The organism is Kitasatospora sp. SolWspMP-SS2h (assembly GCF_003259315.1).
Taxonomy (GTDB): Bacteria; Actinomycetota; Actinomycetes; order Streptomycetales; family Streptomycetaceae; genus Kitasatospora; species Kitasatospora fiedleri.
The window spans coordinates 49,150-71,659 of record NZ_QLLT01000001.1; the positions used below are offsets into that span (position 1 = coordinate 49,150).

The window sequence follows — 22,510 nt, forward strand, 5'->3', positions numbered from 1 at the left end:
GTCGGCATGCTTGAATACCGTCCCGTCCTGTCGGACGAAACCGCCCCGGAACTCCTGGACCCGGAACTCCCGGACGCCGAACTCCCCGGCTCCGAGCTGCCGGAGTCCGAACTCCCGGACTCCGAACTCCTGGAGCTGACCACCGCGCAGCAGGGCGTGCGGTACGGCCAGCTGGTCGATCCGGACAGCCCGAAGTACAACATCGGCGAATGCATGGAGATCCGCGGCGGGCTCGACGAGGAGCTGTTCGCCGAGGTGGTCGACCGGGTGGTCCACCAGTGCGACAGCCTGAACACCGTGCTGGTCGAGCGGGACGGCGCGGTGCGCCAGCGGGTGGTCCGGTCCGGGGCGCCGCGGGCGCGGCTGCTGCGGGTGGACCTGAGCGGGGCGGCCGATCCGGTGGCGGCGGCGGAGCGGTACATGGCCGGGGACATGGCCACCGTCGACGACGTCGAGGCCCCCACCCACCACTGGGCGCTGCTGCGGCTGGGCCCGGAGCTGCACTACTGGTACGTGCGCTACCACCACATCGCGGTGGACGGCCTCAGCGGCGCGGTGTTCGCCCGGGCGGTCGCCGAGCTGTACACCCGGGCGGCGGCCGGAGTGGAGCCGGTGGCGCTGCCGGGGCCGCTCGGCGGCCCGCTGCGCGCGCTGGTGGAGGAGGAGGCGGCGTACCGGGCCTCGGAGCGGTACGCGGCGGACCGGGCGTACTGGGTCGGCCGGTTCGCCGACCGGGCCGTCGACGGGAGCGGCGCGGGCGCGGGCAGCCTGCTGCGCCGGCGCACCGACGGCGGCGGCGCGGACCGGTCGGGCGGCGGCGGGAAGGACGCCGGCGCGCCGGGCACCGGCGGGGCGCTGCACACCGGCGAGACGCTGCCGCTGCCGGTGTTCGAGGGCCTGCGGCGGCTGGCCGCCGAGCACCGCACCACCTGGAGCGCGGTGCTGGTCGCGGCGCTCGCCGCGTACGCGGCCCGGGTGGCCGGGCGGCGCGAGGTCTGCCTGGGGCTGGCCTCGCACGGGCGTCCCGGCGGGTTACGGGAGGTGGTGGGGATGACCTCCACCGTGCTGCCGCTGCCGCTGGCGGTGGAGCCGGGGGCGACGGTGGGCGGCCTGGTGCGGGCGGTGGCGGCCGAGATGCGCGGCGCGCTGCGGCACCGGCGCTTCTCCCGCGAGCAGCTGGCCCGGGAGCTGAACCTCGCGGACGGCGGGGCGCGGCTGACCGACCTGGTGGTGAACGTCATGGGCTACGACTACGACCTGGACTTCGCGGGCAGCCGGGCCACCTCCCGGCTGCTGTCGATCGGCCCGGTGAACGACGTGTCGCTGTTCGTCTCCGAGCGGGCCGAGGGGACGGGCCCGCTGATCGGTTTCGACACCGATCCGGCGCTGTACCACCCCGAGGACGTGCGGCTGCACCAGCGGGCGGTGTCCGGTTTCCTGGCCGCGTTCGCCGGGGCGGCCCCGGACGCCCCGGTGGACGGCCTGCCGCTGGTGGACGCGGCCCGGGCCCGGGAGCTGGTCGAGCAGGGCCGGGGCGGGGCGCTGCCGCGGCGGGCGACGGACGGTCCGGCGGCGGACGGCCTGGCGGCGGCGTTCGCGGCCCGGGCCCAGGCCGCGCCGGACGCGCCGGCGGTGGTGGACGGCGCGCGGGTGCTGTCCTACGCCGAACTGGACGGACTGTCGGCCGGGTTGGCCGGGGCGCTGACCGGGTGGGGCCTGCGGGCCGAGGACGGGGTGGGCGTCCTGGTGGGGCGTTCGACCGCGGTGGTGACGGCCTCGCTGGGCGTGGTGGCCGCGGGCGGGGCGTACGTGCCGATGGACCCGGCCTGGCCGGCCGAGCGGCTGGACCGGGTGGCCGGGGCGGGCCGGGTCCGGGCGCTGGTGGTGGACGGGGCGGCGGCCGGGCTGGACTGGGTGGTGGCGGCGGCCGGGCGGCTGCCGGTGCTGGTGGTGGACCGGGCGGGCGCGGTGCTGCGCGGCGGCCCGGAGCGGCCCGGCCCGCTGCCGGGGGCGGTGTCCGGCGGCCGGTTGGCGTACGTGATGTTCACCTCGGGCTCCACCGGCCTGCCCAAGGGCGTCGGGGTCAGTCACGCGGACGTGCTGGCGCTGGCGGCCGACGCGGCCTGGGCGGACGGCGCGGTGGACGCGGTGCTGATGCACTCGGCGTACGTCTTCGACGCCTCGACCTTCGAGATCTGGACGCCGCTGCTGAACGGCGGCCGGGTGGTGGTGGCCGCCCCCGGGGTGCTGGACGCGCCCGGGCTGCGGGCGGCGGTCGAGCGGGACGGGGCGGACGCGCTCTTCCTGACCACCGCCCTGTTCAACGAGATCGCCCGGACCGACCCGGCGGCGTTCGCGGGCCTGCGGCTGGTGGCGGCGGGCGGCGAGGCGGCCGCTCCCGGCGTGCTGGGCCGGGTCGCCGCGGCCGCGCCGGACACCGCGGTGCTGAACGCCTACGGGCCGACCGAGACCACCACCTTCGCCGCCCGGCACCGGGTGCGCCCCGGCGCGTCCGGGGTGCCGCCGATCGGCCGGGCCCTGGACGGCGTGCGGCTGTACGTGCTGGACGCGGCGCTGCGCCCCGTCCCGCCCGGCGTGGTGGGCGAGCTGTACGTGGGCGGGGCGGGGGTGGCGCGCGGCTACCTGGGCCGCCCGGGCCTGACCGCCGGGCGGTTCGTCGCCGACCCGTTCGCGGCGGGCGGGGGGCGGATGTACCGCACCGGCGACCTGGTGCGCTGGACGGCGGACGGGGACGTCGACTACGTGGGGCGGGCCGACGGGCAGGTGAAGCTGCGCGGGTTCCGGATCGAGCCCGCCGAGGTGGAGAACGCGCTGCTGGCCCGCCCGGGCGTCCGGGACGCGCGGGTGCTGGTGCGCGAGGACGTGCCGGGCGACCCGCGGCTGGTCGCGTACGTGGTGCCGGAGCCCGGGGCGCCGGTGGAGGGTCCGGCGCTGGCCCGGGCGCTGGGCCGGGTGCTGCCCGCGTACACGGTGCCGGGCGCGTTCGTGCTGCTGGACGCGCTGCCGCTGAACGCCAACGGCAAGGTGGACCGGCGGGCGCTGCCCGCGCCGCCGACCGCCGCCGCCGCGGAGGGGTCCGCGCCGCGCACCGCGTACGAGGAGGTGCTGGCGGGGCTGTTCGCGGACGTGCTGGGGCTGCCCGCGGTGGGCGTGGACGACGACTTCTTCGCGCTGGGCGGGCACTCGCTGCTGGCCACCCGGCTGGCGGCCCGGGTCCGGGCGGCGACCGGCGCGGAGCTGGAGCTGCGCGAGGTGTTCGCGCACCCGACGGTGGCCGAGCTCGCGGCCGTGCTGGGTCCGGCGGGGGCGGCGCGGCCCGCGCTGGTGGCGGCGGAGCGGCCCGACCCGCTGCCGCTGTCCTTCGCGCAGCGGCGGCTGTGGTTCCTCAACCGGGTCGAGGGCGCGGGGGACGCCTACAACGTGCCGCTGGTGCTGGCCCTGGACGGCCCGCTGGACCCGGCGGCGCTGGGCGGCGCGCTGGACGACGTGCTGGCCCGGCACGAGAGCCTGCGCACGGTGCTCGCCGAGCGCGACGGCGTGCCGCGGCAGCTGGTGCTGGCACCGGCGGACGCGGCGGCGCGGGTGCCGCTGGAGGTCGAGCGGGCCCCGGCGGGCGACGGCGAAGCGAGCGACGGCACGGGCGATGGCGCCTGGGTGGCGGACGCGGTGCGGCGGCTGGCCGCCGCGCCCTTCGACCTGACCGCGGACCTGCCGGTGCGGGCCCGGCTGCTGCGCACCGGCCCCGAGCGGCACGTGCTGGTGCTGGTGCTGCACCACGTGGGCGCCGACGGCTGGTCGCTGGCCCCGCTGTGCCGGGACCTCGCCGCCGCCTACCGGGCCCGGACCACCGGCGGCGGCGCGCCCGACTGGCCGGCGCTGCGCGTCCAGTACGCCGACTACGCGCTCTGGCAGCACGAGCTGCTGGGCGCGGACGGCGACCCCGAGTCGCTGGCGGCGCGTCAGCTGGCGTTCTGGCGCGGGGCGCTGGCGGGCCTGCCGGGGCCGGTCGAGCTGCCCCGGGACCGCCCCCGCCCGGCCGTCCCCGGCCACCGGGGCGGCGCGGTGCCGTTCGCGCTGCCCGCCGGGGCGTACGGGCGGGTGGTGCGGCTGGCCCGGGAGAGCGGCTGCACGCCGTTCATGGTGCTGCACGCGGCGCTCGCGGTGACCCTGCACGCGCACGGCGCGGGCACCGACGTCCCGCTGGGCACGGCGCTGGCCGGGCGCACCGACGAGGCGCTGGACGAGCTGGTGGGCTTCTTCGTCAACACCGTCGTGCTGCGCACCGACCTGTCCGGCGACCCGACCTTCCGTGAACTGCTGGGCCGGGTCCGGGAGTTCGACCTGGCCGCGTTCGGCCACGCGGACCTGCCGTTCGAGCGGCTGGTCGAGGAGCTCAACCCGGACCGCTCCGGCGGCCACCACCCGCTGTTCCAGACCATGCTGGTGCTGCAGAACCAGCGGGCGGCCGAACTCGACCTGCCCGGCGTCACCGTGCGGGACCTGTCCGGTCCGCCGACCACCAGCAAGTTCGACCTGACCTTCTCGCTGACCGAGCTCGCCGGAGCCGCCGGGGCGGCCGGGGACACCGACGCCGCGAGAACCGCCGACCCCGATTCCGACGGCGTGGACGCGGGCCCGGACGGGCCCGGTGCCGTCCGGCTGGGCGGGTACCTGGAGTACGCCGCCGAGCTGTTCGACCCGGGCACGGCGCGCGCCCTCGCGGACCGGTTCGCCCGGGTGCTGGCCCTGGCCACGGCCGACCCCGACCGGAGCGTCGGGGAGCTCGACCCGCTGACCCCGGGCGAGCGGGCCCGGCTGCTGGCCGACGGGCGCGGCGAGCAGCGCCCGCTGCCGACCGCGAACGTGGCGGAGCAGGTCGCCCGGTGGGCCGCCCGCACCCCGGGTGCGCCCGCCGTCCGGGACGGGCGCACCCGGCTGAGCTACGCCGAGCTGGACGCCCGGGCCGACGCGCTGGCGGCGGTGCTGCGCGGGCGCGGGGCGGGCCCGGGGGCTCTGGTGGCGCTGGCCGCGGCGCCGTCGGCGGCGACCGTGGTCGCCATGCTGGCCGTGCTGCGGGCGGGCGCCGCCTACCTGCCGGTCGACCCCGGGTACCCGCCCGCGCGCATCGGGCAGATGCTGGCGGACGCCCGGCCCGCGCTGCTGCTCACCGGCCCGGGCCTCCCGGCCGGGAGCCTGCCGGCGGACGCGGCCGGGGTGCCCCGGCTGGCGCTGGACGAGCCGCTGCCGCCCGTCCCGGCGGACCCCGGCGACGAGCGGGCCGGGGAGCCGGCCGGTCCGGCGGAGGCCGCGTACGTGATCTACACCTCCGGGTCGACCGGCCGTCCCAAGGGCGTGGTCGTCCCGCACCTGGCGCTGGCCAACCACATGGCCTGGATGGCCGGCCACCTGGAGCTGACCCCGGACGACCGGGTGCTGGCCCGCACCTCCACCAGCTTCGACGCCTCGGTGTGGGAGCTGTGGCTGCCGCTGACCTGCGGCGCGGAGGTGTGCGTGGCCCCGGCGGAGGCCAACCGGGAGCCGCGCGAGCTGCTGGACTGGATGCGCCGCTTCGACGTCACGGTGGCCCAGTTCGTGCCCTCGCACCTCGCGCTGGTGCTCGCTGAGGGCGACGGCCCGGCGGGCGAGGGCCCCGCGGGCGGCGGCGGGTCCGGGCTGCCGCCGGGCGGGCTGCGGGCGGTGCTGTGCGGCGGGGAGGTGCTCCCCCGCGCGCTGGCCGAGGCGGTCGGGGAGCGCTGGGGCGCGGTGGTGCACAACCTGTACGGCCCGACCGAGGCGACCATCGACGCCACCGCGCACCGGGTGGCGGGGCCGGTGGCGGGCGCCGCGGTGCCGATCGGGCGCCCGGTGGACGGGATGCGGGCGTACGTGCTGGACGGGCGGCTGCGGCCGGTACCGGCGGGCGTGGCCGGGGAGCTGTACCTGGCGGGGGCCAACCTGGCCCGCGGGTACCTGGGCCGCCCGGGGCTGACCGCCGAGCGCTTCGTGGCGGACCCGTTCGCGGCGGACGGGGGGCGGATGTACCGCACCGGGGACCTGGTGCGGTGGGGCTCCGACGGGCTGCTGCACTACCTGGCGCGGGCCGACGACCAGGTGAAGCTGCGCGGGTTCCGGATCGAGCCGGGCGAGGTGGCGGCGGCGCTGCTGGCGCTGCCGGGGGTGTCGGCGGCCTGCGCGGTGGTCCGGGAGGACGTGCCGGGCCGGGCCCGGCTGGTGGGCTACGCGGTCGCGCCGGGCGCGGCGGCGGGCGCGCTGCGGGCGGCGCTGGCCGGGGTGCTGCCGGGGCACCTGGTGCCGGAGGCGGTGGTGGTGCTGGCGGCGCTGCCGCTGCTGCCGAACGGGAAGGTGGACCGGGCCGCGCTGCCGGTGCCCGCGGACGGCGGCGGGGCCGCCGGGCCGGGCCGGGCGCCGCGCACGGTGCGCGAGGAGCTGGTCGCCGGGATCTTCGCCGAGGTGCTGGAGCGGGCGGAGGTCGGCCCGGAGGAGAGCTTCTTCGAGCTGGGCGGGCACTCGCTGCTGGCGATGCGGGTGGTGGGCCGGGTGCGGTCGGTGCTGGGCGCGGACCTCGCGGTGCGCACCCTGTTCGAGCACCCGACGGCGGCCGGGCTGGCCCGCGTCCTGGAACCGGGGGCGGCGCGGCGGCCGGTGGTGCGGGCGGTGGAGCGGCCCGATCCGGTGCCGCTGTCCTTCGCGCAGAGCCGGCTGTGGTTCCTGAACCGGATGGAGGGGCCGGGTTCGGCCTACAACCTGCCGCTGGTGCTGGAGCTGCGCGGCGTGCTGGACCCGGCGGCGCTGGGGCTGGCGCTGGCGGACGTGGTGGAGCGGCACGAGTCGCTGCGCACGGTGTTCCCGGAGCGGGACGGGGTGCCGCACCAGGTGGTGCTGGACGCCGCGGCGGCGGTGCCGCGCCCGGTGGTGGAGAGCACCGCGCCGAAGGACCTGGAGGCGGCGGTGCTGGCGGCCGTCGGCGAGCCGTTCGACGTGCTGGTGGACCCGCCGCTGCGGGTGCGGCTGCTGCGGGCAGCGCCGGAGCACCACGTGCTGGTGCTGGTGCTGCACCACATCGCCGGGGACGGCTGGTCGCTGGGCCCGCTGGTGCGGGACCTGGGCGCGGCGTACCGGGCCCGGCTGGCGGGGGACGGCCCGGCCCGGGCGTCCGGGGCGCCCGCGTTGCAGTACGCGGACTACGCGCTGTGGCAGCGCGAGCTGCTGCGCGAGGACGGGGCGCTGCTGCGCGAGCAGGTGGCGCACTGGCGCGGGGCGCTGGCGGGGCTGCCGGGGCTGGTCGCGCTGCCGTGGGACCGGCCGCGTCCGGCGGTGGCGGACCCGCGCGGCGCGGTGGTGGAGTTCGAGGTGTCCCCGGCGCTGCACGCGGCGCTGCTGGGGCTGGCCCGGTCCACCGGCGGGACGCTGTTCATGGTGCTGCGGGCGGCGGTGGCGGCGCTGCTGCACCGGCACGGGGCGGGCGAGGACGTGCCGCTGGGCGCGCCGGTGGCGGGGCGCACCGACGAGGCGCTGGCGGACCTGGTGGGCTTCTTCGTCAACACGCTGGTGCTGCGCACCGACCTGTCCGGCGACCCGACCTTCCGTGAACTGCTGGGCCGGGTCCGGGAGTTCGACCTGGCGGCGTACGCCCACCAGGACGTGCCGTTCGAGCGGCTGGTCGAGGAGCTCAACCCGGTGCGGGCCCGGGACCACCACCCGCTGTTCCAGACCGTGGTGGTGCTGCAGAACCAGCGGGCGGCCCGGCCGGAGCTGCCGGGCCTGGCGGTGGAGCAGCGGCTGGTGCACAACGGGCTGAGCAAGTTCGACCTGACCTTCTCCTTCGCCGAGGACGCCGGGGCAACCGGGACCGGGACGGGTGCCGGGGCGGGCGGGCTGACGGCGGGCCTGGAGTACGCCACCGCGCTGTTCGACCGCTCCACCGCCGAGGCGCTGGCGGCCCGGCTGGTGCGGCTGCTGGAGCGGGTGGCGGCCGAGCCGGACCGCCGGCTGTCGGGCCACCGGCTGCTGACGGCGGAGGAGCAGCTGCGGCTGACCCGCTGGGGCACCGCGCGGGAACTGCCCGCCGGCCCGGGCGGCGCGCTCGCGGAGACGCTGCCCGCGCTGTTCGAGCGGCAGCTGCGGCGCGCGCCGGGCGCGGTGGCGGTGGTGGACGGCGAGGAGTCGCTGTCCTACGCCGGGCTGGACCGGCTCTCGGCCGGGCTGGCCGGGGTGCTGGCCGGGCACGGGGTGGGCCCGGAGGACCGGGTGGGCGTGCTGCTGGGCCGGTCGGCGGCGCAGGTGACGGCCTCGCTGGGGGTGGTGCGGGCGGCGGCGGCGTACGTGCCGCTGGACGCGCGCTGGCCGGTCGAGCGGCTGGACCGGGTCGCGGAGGTGGCCCGGCCGCGGCTGCTGCTGGTGGACGAGGAGGGGGCCGGGTCGCCGTGGGTGGCGGGCCTGGGCCTGCCGGTGGTGGTGCTGGACCGGTGCGGCCGGGTGCTGCGCGGCGCGCCGCTGCGCCCGGGGCGGCCGGCCCCGGCGGCGGATCCGGAGGCGCTGGCGTACGTGATGTTCACCTCGGGCTCCACCGGCCTGCCCAAGGGCGTCGGGGTGGCGCACGCCGACGTGGCGGCGCTGGCGGCCGACGCGGCCTGGGCGGACGGCGCGGTGGACGCGGTGCTGATGCACTCGGCGTACGTCTTCGACGCCTCGACCTTCGAGATCTGGACGCCGCTGCTGAACGGCGGCCGGGTGGTGGTGGCGCCGGGCGGGCTGCTGGAGGCCCGGACGCTGGACGTGGCGGTGCACGAGCGGGGGGTGACGGCGGTGTTCCTGACCACCGCCCTGTTCAACGTGGTCGCCGAGACCGACCCGGGCGCGTTCGCGGGTCTGCGGGTGGTGTGCGCGGGCGGGGAGCTGGCCTCGCCGGACGCGATGCAGCGGGTCGCGGCGACCGCGCCGGACACCGCGGTGCTGCACGTCTACGGGCCGACCGAGACCACCACCTTCGCCACCCGCCACCGGGTCTCCCCCGACCTGCCGCCGGGCCCGCCGCCGATCGGCCGGCCGCTGGACGGCATGCGGCTGTACGTGCTGGACGCGGCGCTGAACCGGGTCGCGCCGGGCGTGGTGGGCGAGCTGTACCTGGCGGGCCGGGGCGTGGCCCGCGGCTACCTGGGGCGGCCGGGGGCGAGCGCCGAGCGCTTCGTGGCGGACCCGTTCGCGGCGGACGGCTCGCGGATGTACCGCACCGGGGACCTGGTGCGCTGGACGGCGGACGGGGAGGTGGCGTACGTCGCCCGGGCCGACGGGCAGGTGAAGCTGCGCGGCTACCGGGTGGAGCCGGGCGAGATCGAGGGCGTGCTGGCGGCGCTGCCGGAGGTCGCCGACGCGTTCGTGCTGGTGCGCGAGGACGTGCCGGGCGACCGGCGGCTGGTGGCGTACGTCGTCCCGGCGGCCGGGGCCGCGCCGCGGCCGGAGGAGCTGGCCGCGGCGGTGGGCCGGGTGCTGCCCGGGTACATGGTGCCGGCGGCGGTGGTGCTGCTGGCGGCGTTCCCGCTGAACCCGAACGGGAAGGTGGACCGGGCGGCGCTGCCGGTGCCCGGGGACGGGGACGGCGGGGCCGCCGGGCCGGGCCGGGCGCCGCGCACGGCCCGCGAGGAGCTGGTGTGCGGGCTGTTCGCGGACCTGCTGGGCCGGGCCTCGGTCGGCGCCGACGAGGACTTCTTCGCGCTGGGCGGCCACTCGCTGCTGGCCACCCGGCTGGCGGCCCGGCTGCGGGCGGCGCTCGACGTGGACACCGAGGTGCGCACGGTCTTCGAGCACCCGACCCCGGCGGGGCTGGCGGCGGCGCTGGACGGCGGCCGGGCCGCCCGGCCCCGGCTGGAGCGGGCGGCGCACCGGCCCGACCCGCTGCCGCTGTCGTACGCGCAGCAGCGGCTGTGGTTCCTGCACCGCTTCGAGGGGCCGAGCGCGACGTACAACGTGCCGCTGGTGCTGCGCCTGGACGGGCCGCTGGACGCGGCGGCGCTGGGCCTGGCGCTGGCGGACGTGGTGGAGCGGCACGAGTCGCTGCGGACGGTCTTCCCGGAGGCGGGGGGCGTGCCGGGCCAGCTGGTGCTGGACGCGGCCGGCGCGGACCTGGACCTGACGCCGCGCGAGGTGGACCCGGCGCTGCTGGCGGCGGTGCTGGCGGCCGAGACGGCGTACGCCTTCGACGTGGCGGTGGAGCGCCCGGTGCGGGCCCGGCTGCTGCGGCTGGGGCCGGACGCGCACGTGCTGGTGCTGCTGGTGCACCACATCGCGGGCGACGGCTGGTCGCTGGCGCCGCTGGCCCGGGACCTGGGCGCGGCGTACCGGGCCCGGTCGGCGGGGCGGGCGCCGGGCTGGGCCGAACTGCCGGTGCAGTACGCGGACTACACGCTGTGGCAGCGCGGGCTGCTGGGCGACGAGGCCGATCCGGCGGGGCTGGCGGCCCGTCAGCTGGCGTTCTGGGAGGAGGCGCTGGCGGGCCTGCCGGACGTGCTGGAGCTGCCGCTGGACCGGCCGCGCCCGGCGGTGGCCTCGCACCGGGGCGACGCGTTCGCCTTCCCGGTGGACGCCGACACCCACCGGGCGCTGGACGCGCTGGCCCGCGCGCGCGGCTGCAGCCTGTTCATGGTGCTCCAGGGGGCGCTGGCGGTGCTGCTGTCCCGGCACGGCGGGGGCGAGGACGTCGCGCTGGGCACGCCGGTGGCGGGGCGCACCGACGAGGCGCTGGACGAGCTGGTGGGCTTCTTCGTCAACACGCTGGTGCTGCGCACCGACCTGTCCGGCGACCCGACGTTCGAGCAGGTCCTGGACCGGGTGCGGGAGTTCGACCTGGCGGCGTACGCGCACCAGGACGTGCCGTTCGAGCGGCTGGTGGACGCGCTGGCGCCGGAGCGGACCGAGAGCCGCCACCCGCTGTTCCAGGTGATGCTGGCGCTGCAGAACAACGCCGGGGCGGACCTGGACCTGCCGGGCCTGGCGGTGGCGCAGCAGCCGGTGCGCACCGGGATCAGCAAGTTCGACCTGACCTTCACCTTCGCCGAGCGCCGGGACGGGCGGGGCCGCCCGCTGGGGCTGGAGGGGTCGCTGGAGTTCGCCGCGGACCTGTTCGAGCCGGGGACGGCGCGGGCGCTGGCGGACCGGCTGGTGCGGCTGCTGGCCGTGCTGGCGGCCGACCCGGGGCTGCGGGTGCGGTCGGTGCCGGTGCTGGACGGCGCGGAGCGGGCGGCGCTGGCCGCGGCGGGCCGCGGCCCGGTGCGGGCGCCGGCGGAGCGGACGGTGCCGGGGGCGTTCCGCGCCCGGTGCGCCCGCACCCCGGACGCGCTCGCGGTGCGGGACGGCGGCGCGGGCCTGACCTTCGCGGAGCTGGACGCGGGCTCGGACGCGCTGGCCCGGCGGCTGCGCGGGCGCGGGGTCGGGCGCGGGGACGTGGTGGCGCTGGCGATGCCGGGCACCGCGGAGCAGGTGGTGGCGATGCTGGCGGTCGCGAAGGCGGGCGCGGCCTGGCTGCCGCTGGACCCGCAGTACCCGGCGGCCCGGCTGCGCTTCGTGGTGGAGGACGCCCGGCCGGTGCTGCTGCTGGCCCCGGCGCGGGCGCTGGCGGCGCTGCCGGACCTGCCGGTGCCGCTGCTGGCGCTGGACGGCGACGGCGACGGCGACGAGCCGGGCGCACCGGAGTCGCCGGACGTGCCGCTGGTGGACCCGGCGCCGCTGGACGCCGCGTACGTGATCCACACCTCGGGCTCCACCGGCCGTCCCAAGGGCGTGGTGGTCACCCACGCGGGGCTGGTCAACCACATGGCCTGGCTGGCCGGGCACCTGGAGCTGACCCCGGACGACCGGGTGCTGGCCCGGACCTCGCCGAGCTTCGACGCCTCGGTGTGGGAGACCTGGCTGCCGCTGCTGCACGGCGGCGCGACCTGCCCGGTGCCGCCGGAGCTGAACCACGACCCGGCGGGGCTGCTGGGGCGGATGCGCGCCGAGGGCGTGACGGTCGCCCAGTTCGTGCCCTCGCTGCTGGCGCTGGTGCTGGGCGAGACCGAGCGGGAGCCGGCCCCGGCCGCGCTGCGGGCGGTGCTGTGCGGCGGCGAGCCGCTGACCGGGGCGCTGGCCGCGCGGGCCGAGCGGGCCTGGGGCGTGGCGGTGCACAACCTGTACGGGCCGACCGAGGCGACCATCGACGCGACCGCGCACCGCTGGCGGCCGGCCGAGGACGGGGCGGACGCGGCGGTGCCGATCGGGCGCCCGGTGGACAACCTGTGCGCGTACGTGCTGGACGACGCGCTGGGGCCGGTGCCGCCGGGGGCGGTGGGCGAGCTGTACCTGGCGGGCGCGGGCCTGGCCCGCGGCTACCTGGGGCGGGCGGCGCTGACCGCGTCCCGGTTCGTCGCGGACCCGTTCGCGGCGGACGGGACCCGGATGTACCGCACCGGGGACCTGGTGCGGCGCGGCGCCGACGGGCTGCTGCGCTACCTGGGCCGGGGCGACGACCAGGTGAAGCTGCACGGCCTGCGGATCGAGCCCGGCGAGGTGGAGGCGGCGCTGACCTCGCTGCCGGGCGTGGGCGCGGCCTGCGTGCTGGTCCGGGCGGAGCGGCTGGTGGCCTACCTGGTGCCCGCGGCGGACGGCGGCGCGCTGCCGCCGGACGCGGAGCTGCGGGCCGGGCTGTCGGAGCTGCTGCCGTCCGGGCTTGTGCCGGCGGTGTTCGTCCGGCTGGCGGCGCTGCCGCTGCTGCCCAGCGGCAAGGCGGACCGGCGGGCGCTGCCCGACCCGCCGCGGCCCGCGGCGGCGGTGGCCGGCGGCGGCGCGGGGCGGCCGGCGGACGGGCCGGAGCGGGTGCTGTGCGAGGTGTTCACGGGGGTCCTGCGGGTGCCGGAGGTCGGGCCGGAGGAGGACTTCTTCGCGCTGGGCGGGGACAGCATCCTGTCGATCCAGCTGGTCAGCCGGGCCCGCGAGGCCGGGCTGCGGATCACCCCGCGCGACGTGTTCCTGCACCGCACCCCGCAGGCGGTGGCGGCGGTGGCCCGGCCGGCCGGGGAGGCCCCCGCGGCGGCGGCCGAGGACGGGACGGGCACCATGCCGCCGACCCCGATCGCGGCCTGGTTCCTGGACCGGCCGGGCCCCACCGACGGCTACCACCAGGCCGCGGTGCTGCGCACCCCGGCCGGGGCGGACCGGGAGCGGCTGGCGGCGGCGCTGCAGCTACTGGTCGACCACCACGACATGCTGCGGGTCCGGGTGACCCGGGCGGCGGACGGCTCGGCGGCGCTGGAGGCGCTGCCGCGCGGGGCGGTGCCGGTCGGGCCGCGGCTGGTGCGGCTGGACGTCGCGGGGCTGGACGAGCGGGAGGTGCGCGCCGCGCTGGCCGCCGAGGGCGAACGGGCCCGGGGGCGGCTGCGGCCGGCCCACGGCGGGGTGCTGGAGGCGGTGTGGTGCGACGCCGGGCCGGGGGTGCGCGGGCGGCTGCTGCTGCTGGTGCACCACCTGGCGGTGGACGCGGTGTCCTGGCGGATCCTGGTCGAGGACCTGGCGACCGCCTGGCGGGCGGTGTCCGACGGGGCGCCGGGTGCGTTGCCCGATGCGGTGTCCGCCAGGGTTTCGCCGGACGGCGCGGTGTCCGCCAGGGTTTCGCCGGACGGCGCGGTGTCCGCCGGGGTCGTGCCGGGCGGCGCGGTGCTGCCGCCGGTGGGCACCTCGTACCGGGCCTGGGCCCGGCTGCTGGCCGGGCAGGGCGCGAGCGGCGCCCGGGCGGGCGAGCTGCCGCTGTGGGAGGCGGTGGCGCGGGCCGACGACCCGCCGCTGGGGGCGCGTCCGCTGGACCCGGCCCGGGACACGGCGGGGCGGACCGGGTCGCTGACCACCCGTCCGGCGTCCGACCGCACCCGGGAGCTGCTGACCACCGCGCCGCAGGCGTTCCACGCCGGGGTGGACGACGTGCTGCTGACGGCGCTGGCGCTGGCGGTGCGCTCCTGGCGGGCCGGGCGGGCCGGGGACGACGGGCGGGCGGGGGTGCTGGTGGACCTGGAGAGCCACGGGCGCGAGCAGCTCGTCGAGGGCCTGGACCTGTCGCGCACCGTGGGCTGGTTCACCAGCCTGTACCCGGTGCTGCTGGACCCGGGGCCGCTGGACCCGCGGGTGCCGGGCCGGTTCGACGCGGGCCTGGTGGACCGGGCGGTGAAGAACGTCAAGGAGCAGCTGCGGGCGGTGCCCGACCACGGCGTCGGGTACGGCGTGCTGCGGCACCTGGACCCGGCCGCCCGGGAGCTGCTGGCCGGCGGCGCCGAGCCGCGGATCGGCTTCAACTACCTGGGCCGCCACCCGGCGCCCGGGGCCGGTCCGGAGGCGGACTGGGAGGTGCTGCCCGAGGGCGGCGCGCCGGACCCGGCGGACCCGGCGATGCCGGTGCACCACGTGCTGGACATCAACGCGCACACCGAGGACGGGCCCGGCGGCCCGCGCCTGACGGCCCGCTGGACCTGGGCCGCCGACCTGCTCGACGAGGCGGACGTGGCGGCGCTCGCCGACGCCTTCGACCGGGCGCTGCGGGCGATCGCGGAGCACTCCGCGCAGCCCGACGCGGGCGGCTGGACGCCGTCCGACCTCCCCCTGGTCTCGCTGGACCAGGCCCAACTCGACCGACTGCAGACCAAGTGGGGTGGACGCGCATGACCGGGTTCCAGTTGGAGGACGTACTGCCGCTGACGCCGTTGCAGGCGGGCATGCTCTTCCACGCGCTGTACGACGCCGAGGCGGTGGACGTCTACACCTCGCAGTTCGTGCTGGCCCTGGAGGGCGAGGTCGACCCGGCCGCGCTGCGGGCCGCGCTGGGCGCGCTGCTGCGCCGGCACGCCAACCTGCGGGTGGGGTTCCTGCACGAGGACCTGGACCAGCCGGTGCAGGCGGTGGCGGCGGAGGTCCCGGTGCCGCTGCACGTGGCGGACCTGACCGCCGCAGCGGACGGCGCGGAGGGCGCAGCGGGAGACGGCGCGGGGGACGGCGCGGCGGTCGAGGAGCGGCTGCGGGAGTTCCTGGCCGCCGACCGGGTGCGGCGCTTCGACCTGGACTCGCCGCCGCTGATGCGCTTCGCGCTGCTGCGCACCGGCCCGGCCCGGTACCGGCTGGTGATCACCAGTCACCACATCCTGCTGGACGGCTGGTCGGTGCCGCTGCTGCTGCGCGAGCTGTTCGAGCTGTACGGGAGCGGGGGCGACGCCGCCGGGCTGCCCCGGGTCGCCCCGTACCGCTCCTACCTGGCCTGGCTGGCCGGGCAGGACCGGGGCGCGGCGCTGGACGCCTGGCGGGCCGCGCTGGCCGGGGTGGAGGCGCCGACGCTGCTGGCGGGTCGGGCGGCGGCCCGGGCGGCGCACGCGGGCGAGCTGCCCGAGACGCTGGTGCTGGAGCTGGACGAGGCGGCCACCGAGCGGCTGCGGGCCACCGCCCGGGCGCACCGGCTGACCCTGAACACGCTGGTGCAGGGCGCCTGGGGGCTGCTGCTGGCGGGGCTGACCGGCCGGTCGGACGTGCTGTTCGGGACGACGGTGTCGGGCCGGCCGCCGGAGCTGCCCGGGGTCGAGTCGATGATCGGCCTGTTCATCAACACGGTGCCGGTGCGGCTGGCAGTGCGGCCGGGCGAGGGCCTGGCCGCGCTGCTGGCCCGGTTGCAGGACGAGCAGGGCGCGCTGCTGGGCAGCCAGCACGTCGGGCTAACCGACATCGGGGCGACCACCGGCCTGGACACCCTGTTCGACACCCTGCTGGTGTTCGAGAACTACCCGCTGGACCAGGAGGGCCTGCGGGCCGCCGGGCGGGCGCTGCCGGGCCTGGCCGTGACCGGCATGGCGGGCAGCGACGCCGCGCACTACCCGCTGACCCTGACGGTGGCGCCGGGCCGGACGCTGCGGATCACCTTCGCCTTCCGCCCCTCGGTGCTGGAGCGGCCGTGGGCGGAGCGCACGGTGGACCGGCTGCGCGGGCTGCTGGAGCGGCTGGGCGCGGACCTGTCCGGGCGGGCCGACGCGGTGCCGGTGCTGCTGGCGGGCGAGCGGGAGGAGCTGCTGGCGCGGGGCGCGGGGGCGGCGCTGCCCGCCGGTGTCGCGGGCACCGACCTGGCGGCGGCGGTGGCCCGGTGGGCCGCCGAGCGGCCGGAGGCGCCGGCGGTGACCGGGGCGGTCGAGCCGCTGACCTACCGTGAACTCACCGACCTGGCGGACCGGTTGGCGGGCGCGCTGACCGGTCTGGGGGCGGCCCCCGAGGAGGGCGTGGGCCTGCTGCTGGGCCGCTCGGCCGCGCAGGTCACCGCGCCGCTGGGGGTGCTGCGGGCGGGCGCGGCGTACGTGCCGCTGGACCCGCGCTGGCCGGCCGAGCGGCTGGCCGCGGTCGCCGCGGCGGCGGCCCCCCGGCTGCTGGTGGTGGACGCCGCGAACGCCGGGCACCCGTGGGTGCGGGCGCTGGGGCCCGGGGTGCGGGTGCTGACCGTGGACGGCGCGGGCCGGGTGCTGGCCGGGGCGCCGCCGGTGCCCGGCCCGCTGCCCGCCCCGGCGGGCGGGCGGCGGCTGGCGTACGTGATGTTCACCTCCGGCTCGACCGGCCGGCCCAAGGCGGTGGGCGTCACCCACGCGGACGTGGCCGCGCTGGCCGCCGACCGGACCTGGGAGGGGGACGGCGCGGGCGAGGCGGTGCTGCTGCACTCGGCGTACGTCTTCGACGCGGCGACCTTCGAGCTGTGGGTGCCGCTGCTGCGCGGCGGCCGGGTGGTGGCGGCGCCGGAGGGCGTGCTGCAGCCGGCGGCGCTGCGGGAGGCGGTGGTCCGGGACGGGGTGCGGGCGGCGTTCCTGACCACGGCGCTGTTCAACGTGGTCGCCGAGACCGACCCGGCGGCGCTGGGCCTGCTGCGGCTGGTGGCCTGCGGCGGCGAGGCGGCGGCGGCCGGGGTGCTCCAGCGGCTGGCGGCGGCGCACCCCGGCACCCGGGTGCTGAACGCGTACGGGCCCACCGAGGCCACCACCTTCGCCCTGCTGCACCGGGTGCCCGCCGAGGGCGCCCCGGCCGGGGTGCCGCCGGTCGGGCGGCCGCTGGACGGGGTGCGCGCCCTGGTGCTGGACGGCGCGCTGCGGCCGGTGCCGGAGGGCGCGGAGGGCGAGCTGTACCTGGCGGGGCCGGGCGTGGCGCGCGGCTACCTGGGGCAGCCGGGGCTGACCGCGGCCCGGTTCGTCGCCGACCCGTCGGGGGCGGCGGGCGCCCGGATGTACCGCACCGGCGACCTGGTGCGCCGGCGCGGTGACGGGGAGCTGGCGTACGTCGGGCGGGCCGACCAGCAGGTGAAGCTGCGCGGCCACCGGATCGAGCCGGGCGAGGTGGAGGCGGCGCTGCGCTCCCACCCGTCGGTGCGGGCGGCCTGCGTGCTGGTGCGCGAGGACCGGCCGGGCGACCGCGCGCTGGTGGCGTACGCCGTCCCGGCGGCGGGCCGCACCGCGGACCCGGCGGTGCTGGCCGGGTACCTGGGCGGCCGGCTGCCCGCGTTCCTGGTGCCCTCGGCCGTGGTGGTGCTGGAGGCGCTGCCGATGACCGCCAACGGCAAGCTGGACCGGGCGGCGCTGCCCGCGCCGGCCGCCGCCGCGCCGGTGGGCGGCCGGGCGCCGCTGGAGGGCCGGGAGGAGATCCTGGCCGGGCTGTTCGCCGAGACGCTGGGCCTGCCCCGGGTCGGCGCGGACGACAACTTCTTCGCGCTGGGCGGCAATTCGCTGCTGGCGACGCTGCTGGTGGGCCGGATCCGCTCCGCGCTGGGCACCGAGGCGCAGATCCGCACCCTGTTCGAGCACCCGACCGTCGCGGCGCTCGCCGCGGCGCTCCGGGACGCCGACGGCCCGGCCCGCCCGGCGCTGCGGCGCGGGCCCCGGCCGGAGCCGCTGCCGCTCTCCCCCGCCCAGCGGCGGCTGTGGTTCCTGCACCGGCTGGACGGCCCGTCCGCGACGTACCACGTGCCGTTCGCGGTGCGGCTGGACGGCCCGCTGGACGTGGACGCGCTGCGGCTGGCCTGCCACGACGCGGTCGAGCGGCACTCCGTGCTGCGCACCGTCTTCCCGGCGGGCCCGGACGGGCCGGTGCAGCGGATCGTGCCGGCCGCCGAGGTGCGGCTGCCGTTCGCGGTGGAGGACGTCGAGCCGGACAAGTGCGCCGACCGGACGGCCGCGGCGGTGGCCGAGCCGATCGACGTGGAGCGGGAGGCGCCGCTGCGGGTGGTGCTGCTGCGGCTGGCGGCCGACTCGCACGTGCTGGTGCTGGTGGTGCACCACATCGCCGCGGACGGCTCCTCGCTGGCGCCGCTCTTCCGCGACCTGGGCACCGCCTACCGCGCCCGGCTGGCGGGCGCGGCCCCCGACTGGAGCCCGCTGCCGGTCGACTACGCCGACTACACGCTGTGGCAGCGCGAGCTGCTGGGCGACGAGCACGACCCGGACAGCCCGCTGGCCCGGCAGCTGGCGTTCTGGCGCGGGGCGCTGGCCGGCCTGCCGGAGCGGGTCGAGCTGCCCTGCGACCGGCCGCGCGCGGCCGGGGCCGGGCACGACGGCGCCACCCACCACTTCGCGGTGGACGCCGCGACGGCCGGCCGGATCGCCGCGCTGGCCCGGGCCGGGCGGTGCAGCGAGTTCATGGTGCTCCAGGCCGCGCTGGCGCTGCTGCTGTCCCGGCACGGCGCGGGCGAGGACGTCCCGCTGGGCACCGCGGTGGCCGGGCGCACCGACGAGGCGACCGCCGGCCTGGTGGGCTTCTTCGTCAACACGCTGGTGCTGCGCACCGACCTGTCGGGCGACCCGACCTTCCGGGAACTCCTGGACCGGGTCAAGGAGTTCGACCTGGCCGCGTACGCCCACCAGGACGTCCCGTTCGAGCGGCTGGTGGAGCTGCTGAACCCGGCCCGGGCCGAGCACCACCCGCTGTTCCAGACCATGCTGGTGCTGCAGAACCACGCCCCCGCCGCGCCCGTCGAACTGCCCGGCCTGCGCGTCGACCCGGTGCCGCTGGACCTGGGCGCCAGCAAGTTCGACCTGTCCTTCACCTTCGCCGCCGACCCGGACGGCAGCGGGGGGCTGGCGGCCACCGTGGACTACGCGACCGCGCTGTTCGACGCCGACACCGTCCGGACGCTGGCCGGGCGGCTGGTGCGGCTGCTGGGCGCCGTCACCGACGACCCGGGCCTGCCGCTGCACGCCTACCCGGTGCTCGACCCGGCCGAGCGGGCCCGCCTGGAGCGCTGGGGCACCGGCCCGCGGGCCGAACCGCCCGCCGCCTTCACCGAGCTGTTCGCCCGGCAGGTGCGCCGCGCCCCCGACGCGTCCGCGGTCCGCGACCCGCGCACCACCCTGACCTACCGCGAACTCGACGCCCGCGCCGAGGCGCTGGCCCGGCGGCTGGCCGCCCGCGGCATCGGCCCGGAGGACCGGGTCGCCGTGGCGCTGCCCCGCGACGGCGGCCTGCCGGTGGCCCTGCTGGCCGTGCTCCGGGCCGGGGCCGCCTACCTGCCGCTGGACCCCGGCTACCCGGCGGCCCGGCTGGCGTACATGCTCGACGACGCCGCGCCGCGGCTGCTGCTCACCACGCCCGAGGTGCACCGGGGGCTGCCGGCCTCCGACGTGCCCCACCTGTACCTGGACGCGCCCGGCGAGCCTGGGGCGGACGCGTCCGGCGGGCCGGGGGCGGACGCGTCCACCGGGGCGTCGGACCGGCTGCCGGTGGTGGACCCGGCGCACCCCGCGTACGTCATCTACACCTCCGGCTCCACCGGGCGGCCCAAGGGCGTGGTGGTCACCCACCGGGGCATCGCCGCGATGGCGGGCACCCAGCGGGAGCGGCTGGGGCTGACCGGGGCCGACCGGGTGCTGCAACTGGCGTCGGTGAGCTTCGACGCCGCGTTCTGGGAGCTGTGCATGGGCCTGCTGTCCGGCGCCTGCCTGGAGCTGGACGCCCGGGAGGCGCTGCTGCCCGGCCCGGCCCTGGCCGCCCGGGTCCGCGAGCACGGCATCACCCACCTGACCATGCCCCCGGCGGCGCTCGCGGCGCTGCCCCCGGGGTCGCTGCCCGCCGGGACGACCCTGGTCCTGGCCGGGGAGGCCTGCCCGCCCGCGCTGGCCCGCGCCTGGGCCCCCGAGCACCGCCTGGTCAACGCGTACGGGCCCACCGAGACCACGGTCTGCGCCACCATGAGCGGCTTCCAGTCCGGCGCGGGCCCGGCCGTCCCGGACCGGTCCGTGCCGATCGGCGTCCCCGTGGACGGCACCCGGGTGCGCGTCCTGGACGCCCGGCTGGCCCCCGTCCCGCCGGGCGTGGTGGGCGAGCTGTACGTGGCCGGGGAGGGCCTGGCCCGCGGCTACCTGGGCCGACCGGGCCTGACCGCCGCCCGCTTCGTGGCCGACCCGGCCGGGGCGCCGGGCGAACGGATGTACCGCACCGGCGACCTGGCCCGCTGGCGGCGCGACGGGCAGCTGGAGTACGTCGGCCGGGTCGACGAGCAGGTCAAGCTGCGCGGCTTCCGGATCGAGCCCGGCGAGGTCGAGGCGGCGCTCACCGCGCTGCCGGGCGTCGCGGCCGCCTGCGTCGTGGTCCGCGAGGACCGGCCGGGCGACCGCCGACTGGTCGCGTACACCGTGGGCGGGCCGGACGGCCGGACGGCCCCGGACGCCGCGGAGCTGCGGGCCCGGCTGGCGGCCGTCCTGCCGGACCACCTGGTGCCCTCCGCGTACGTCGCCCTGGACGCGCTCCCGCTGACGCCCAACGGCAAGACCGACCGCCGGGCCCTGCCCGCCCCCGAGCACCCCCGGGGCACCGGCCGGGCGCCGCGCACCGAACGGGAGGCGGTCCTGTGCGAGGTGTTCGCCCGGACCCTCGGCCTGCCGGAGATCGGCCCCACGGACGACTTCTTCGCCTGCGGCGGCCACTCCCTGCTGGTGGTGTCCCTGGCCCAGCGGATCGAGGAACGCTGCGGCCGACGGCTCTCCCTGCGCGCCCTGTTCGCGGCCCCGACGGCGGAGGGCGTCGCCCGCCTGCTGGACGGGCCCGGGGCCGCGGCCGACGCGGCGGCCGACGCCGGGCCGGGGACCGGAACGGAGGCGGGAGCGGCAGCGGAAACGGGAGCGGGAGCGGGGGCAGGAGCGAGAGCGGGAGCGGGAGCGGAGGCAGGAACGGGCACGGGCACGGGAGCGGAGGCGGTGGACTGGGCGGCCGAGGTCCGGCTGGCCCCGGACATCACCGGGGCCGGAGCGGCGGCGCGGTCGGGTGCCGCCGTGCCGCCCTCCGCTCGGCCGCTGCTGACGGGGGCCTCCGGTTTCCTCGGGGCGTTCCTGCTGCGCGACCTGATCGAGGCGACCGGCGGACCGGTGGACTGCCTGGTGCGGGCCGAGGACGAGCGGGACGGGGCGCTGCGGCTGGAGCGGAACCTGCGCCGGTACGGCCTGTGGCAGGAGCGGTACCGGGAGCTGGTCCGCCCGGTGCCCGGGGATCTGGCCGCGCCCGGGCTCGGTCTCGACCCGGGGGCGCGCGCGGCGCTGCTGCGCCGGCTCGGGCCGATCGTGCACAACGGGGCCCGGGTCAACTTCGCGGCGGGCTACCGGGAGTTGCGGCCCGCGAACGTCGCGGGCACCGAGGAGCTGCTGCGGCTGCTGGCGGAGTCCCGCTCCCCCGGCCTGCACCACGTCTCGACCACCGGCGTGCACCCGGCGACGGGCGGGCCGGGCGTGGTGACCGAGCGCACCCCGCCCGGGCCGGTGGCGGCGCTGCCGGACGGCTACGCGCAGAGCAAGTGGGTGGCCGAGGGCCTGGTCGGGCTGGCCCGGGAGCGCGGGCTGCCGGTCACCGTGCACCGCCCCGGGCGGATCAGCGGTGACAGCGTGACCGGGGCCTGCCAGGACCGCGACCTGCTCTGGCAGTTGATCAAGGGCTGCCTCCAGGCGGGGGCGGTGCCCGACCTGCCGCCGGGCTCCACCGGCTGGGTGCCGGTGGACTACGTCAGCGCGGCGATCACCGCGTTCGTCCTCGACGCCCCCGGCGGCGGCGGGACGTACCACCTCACCCACCCCGAACCGCCGGACCTGGCACGGGTGTTCGCCGCCGCCGAGCAGCTCGGCTACCGCCTGCGCACCCTGCCCGCCGACCAGTGGCGCGCCGCCGTCGCGGCCCGCCACGACAACGCCGCCCAGCTCTTCCTCGGCGAGGACGGCGGCGCGGACGGCAGCGGGGACCAGCCGGTGGAGGCCCACCGCTTCGACTCCCGCCGCACCACCGAGGCCGCGGCCCGCCTCGGCGTCCACCCGGCGCCGCTGACCGAGGAGGTGCTCGTCCGCTACCTCTCCTACTTCCGGGACACCGGCTTCCTCCCGGCCCCGGAGGCCCCCTGACACCCCGTCGACCCGACCGGACGCGACCGGCCCGGCTGCCCCGTGCGGGCGGCCGGGCCGGTCGCGTCGAGTCC

Annotated in this window: 2 protein-coding genes; both read left to right on the forward strand. The window is 79.0% G+C overall.

What is annotated here, in order from left to right; translation table 11 throughout:
- Positions 1-6 precede the first annotated feature (6 nt).
- Complete coding sequence (locus tag K353_RS00220; RefSeq protein ID WP_111551484.1) at positions 7-14,718, forward strand: non-ribosomal peptide synthetase; 14,712 nt, start codon at positions 7-9, stop codon at positions 14,716-14,718.
- Positions 14,715-22,436, forward strand: coding sequence for a non-ribosomal peptide synthetase (locus K353_RS00225; protein WP_111551485.1), 7,722 nt, complete (start codon positions 14,715-14,717; stop codon positions 22,434-22,436). Before K353_RS00220 ends, K353_RS00225 begins: the two co-directional genes overlap by 4 nt.
- Positions 22,437-22,510: the final 74 nt, after the last annotated feature.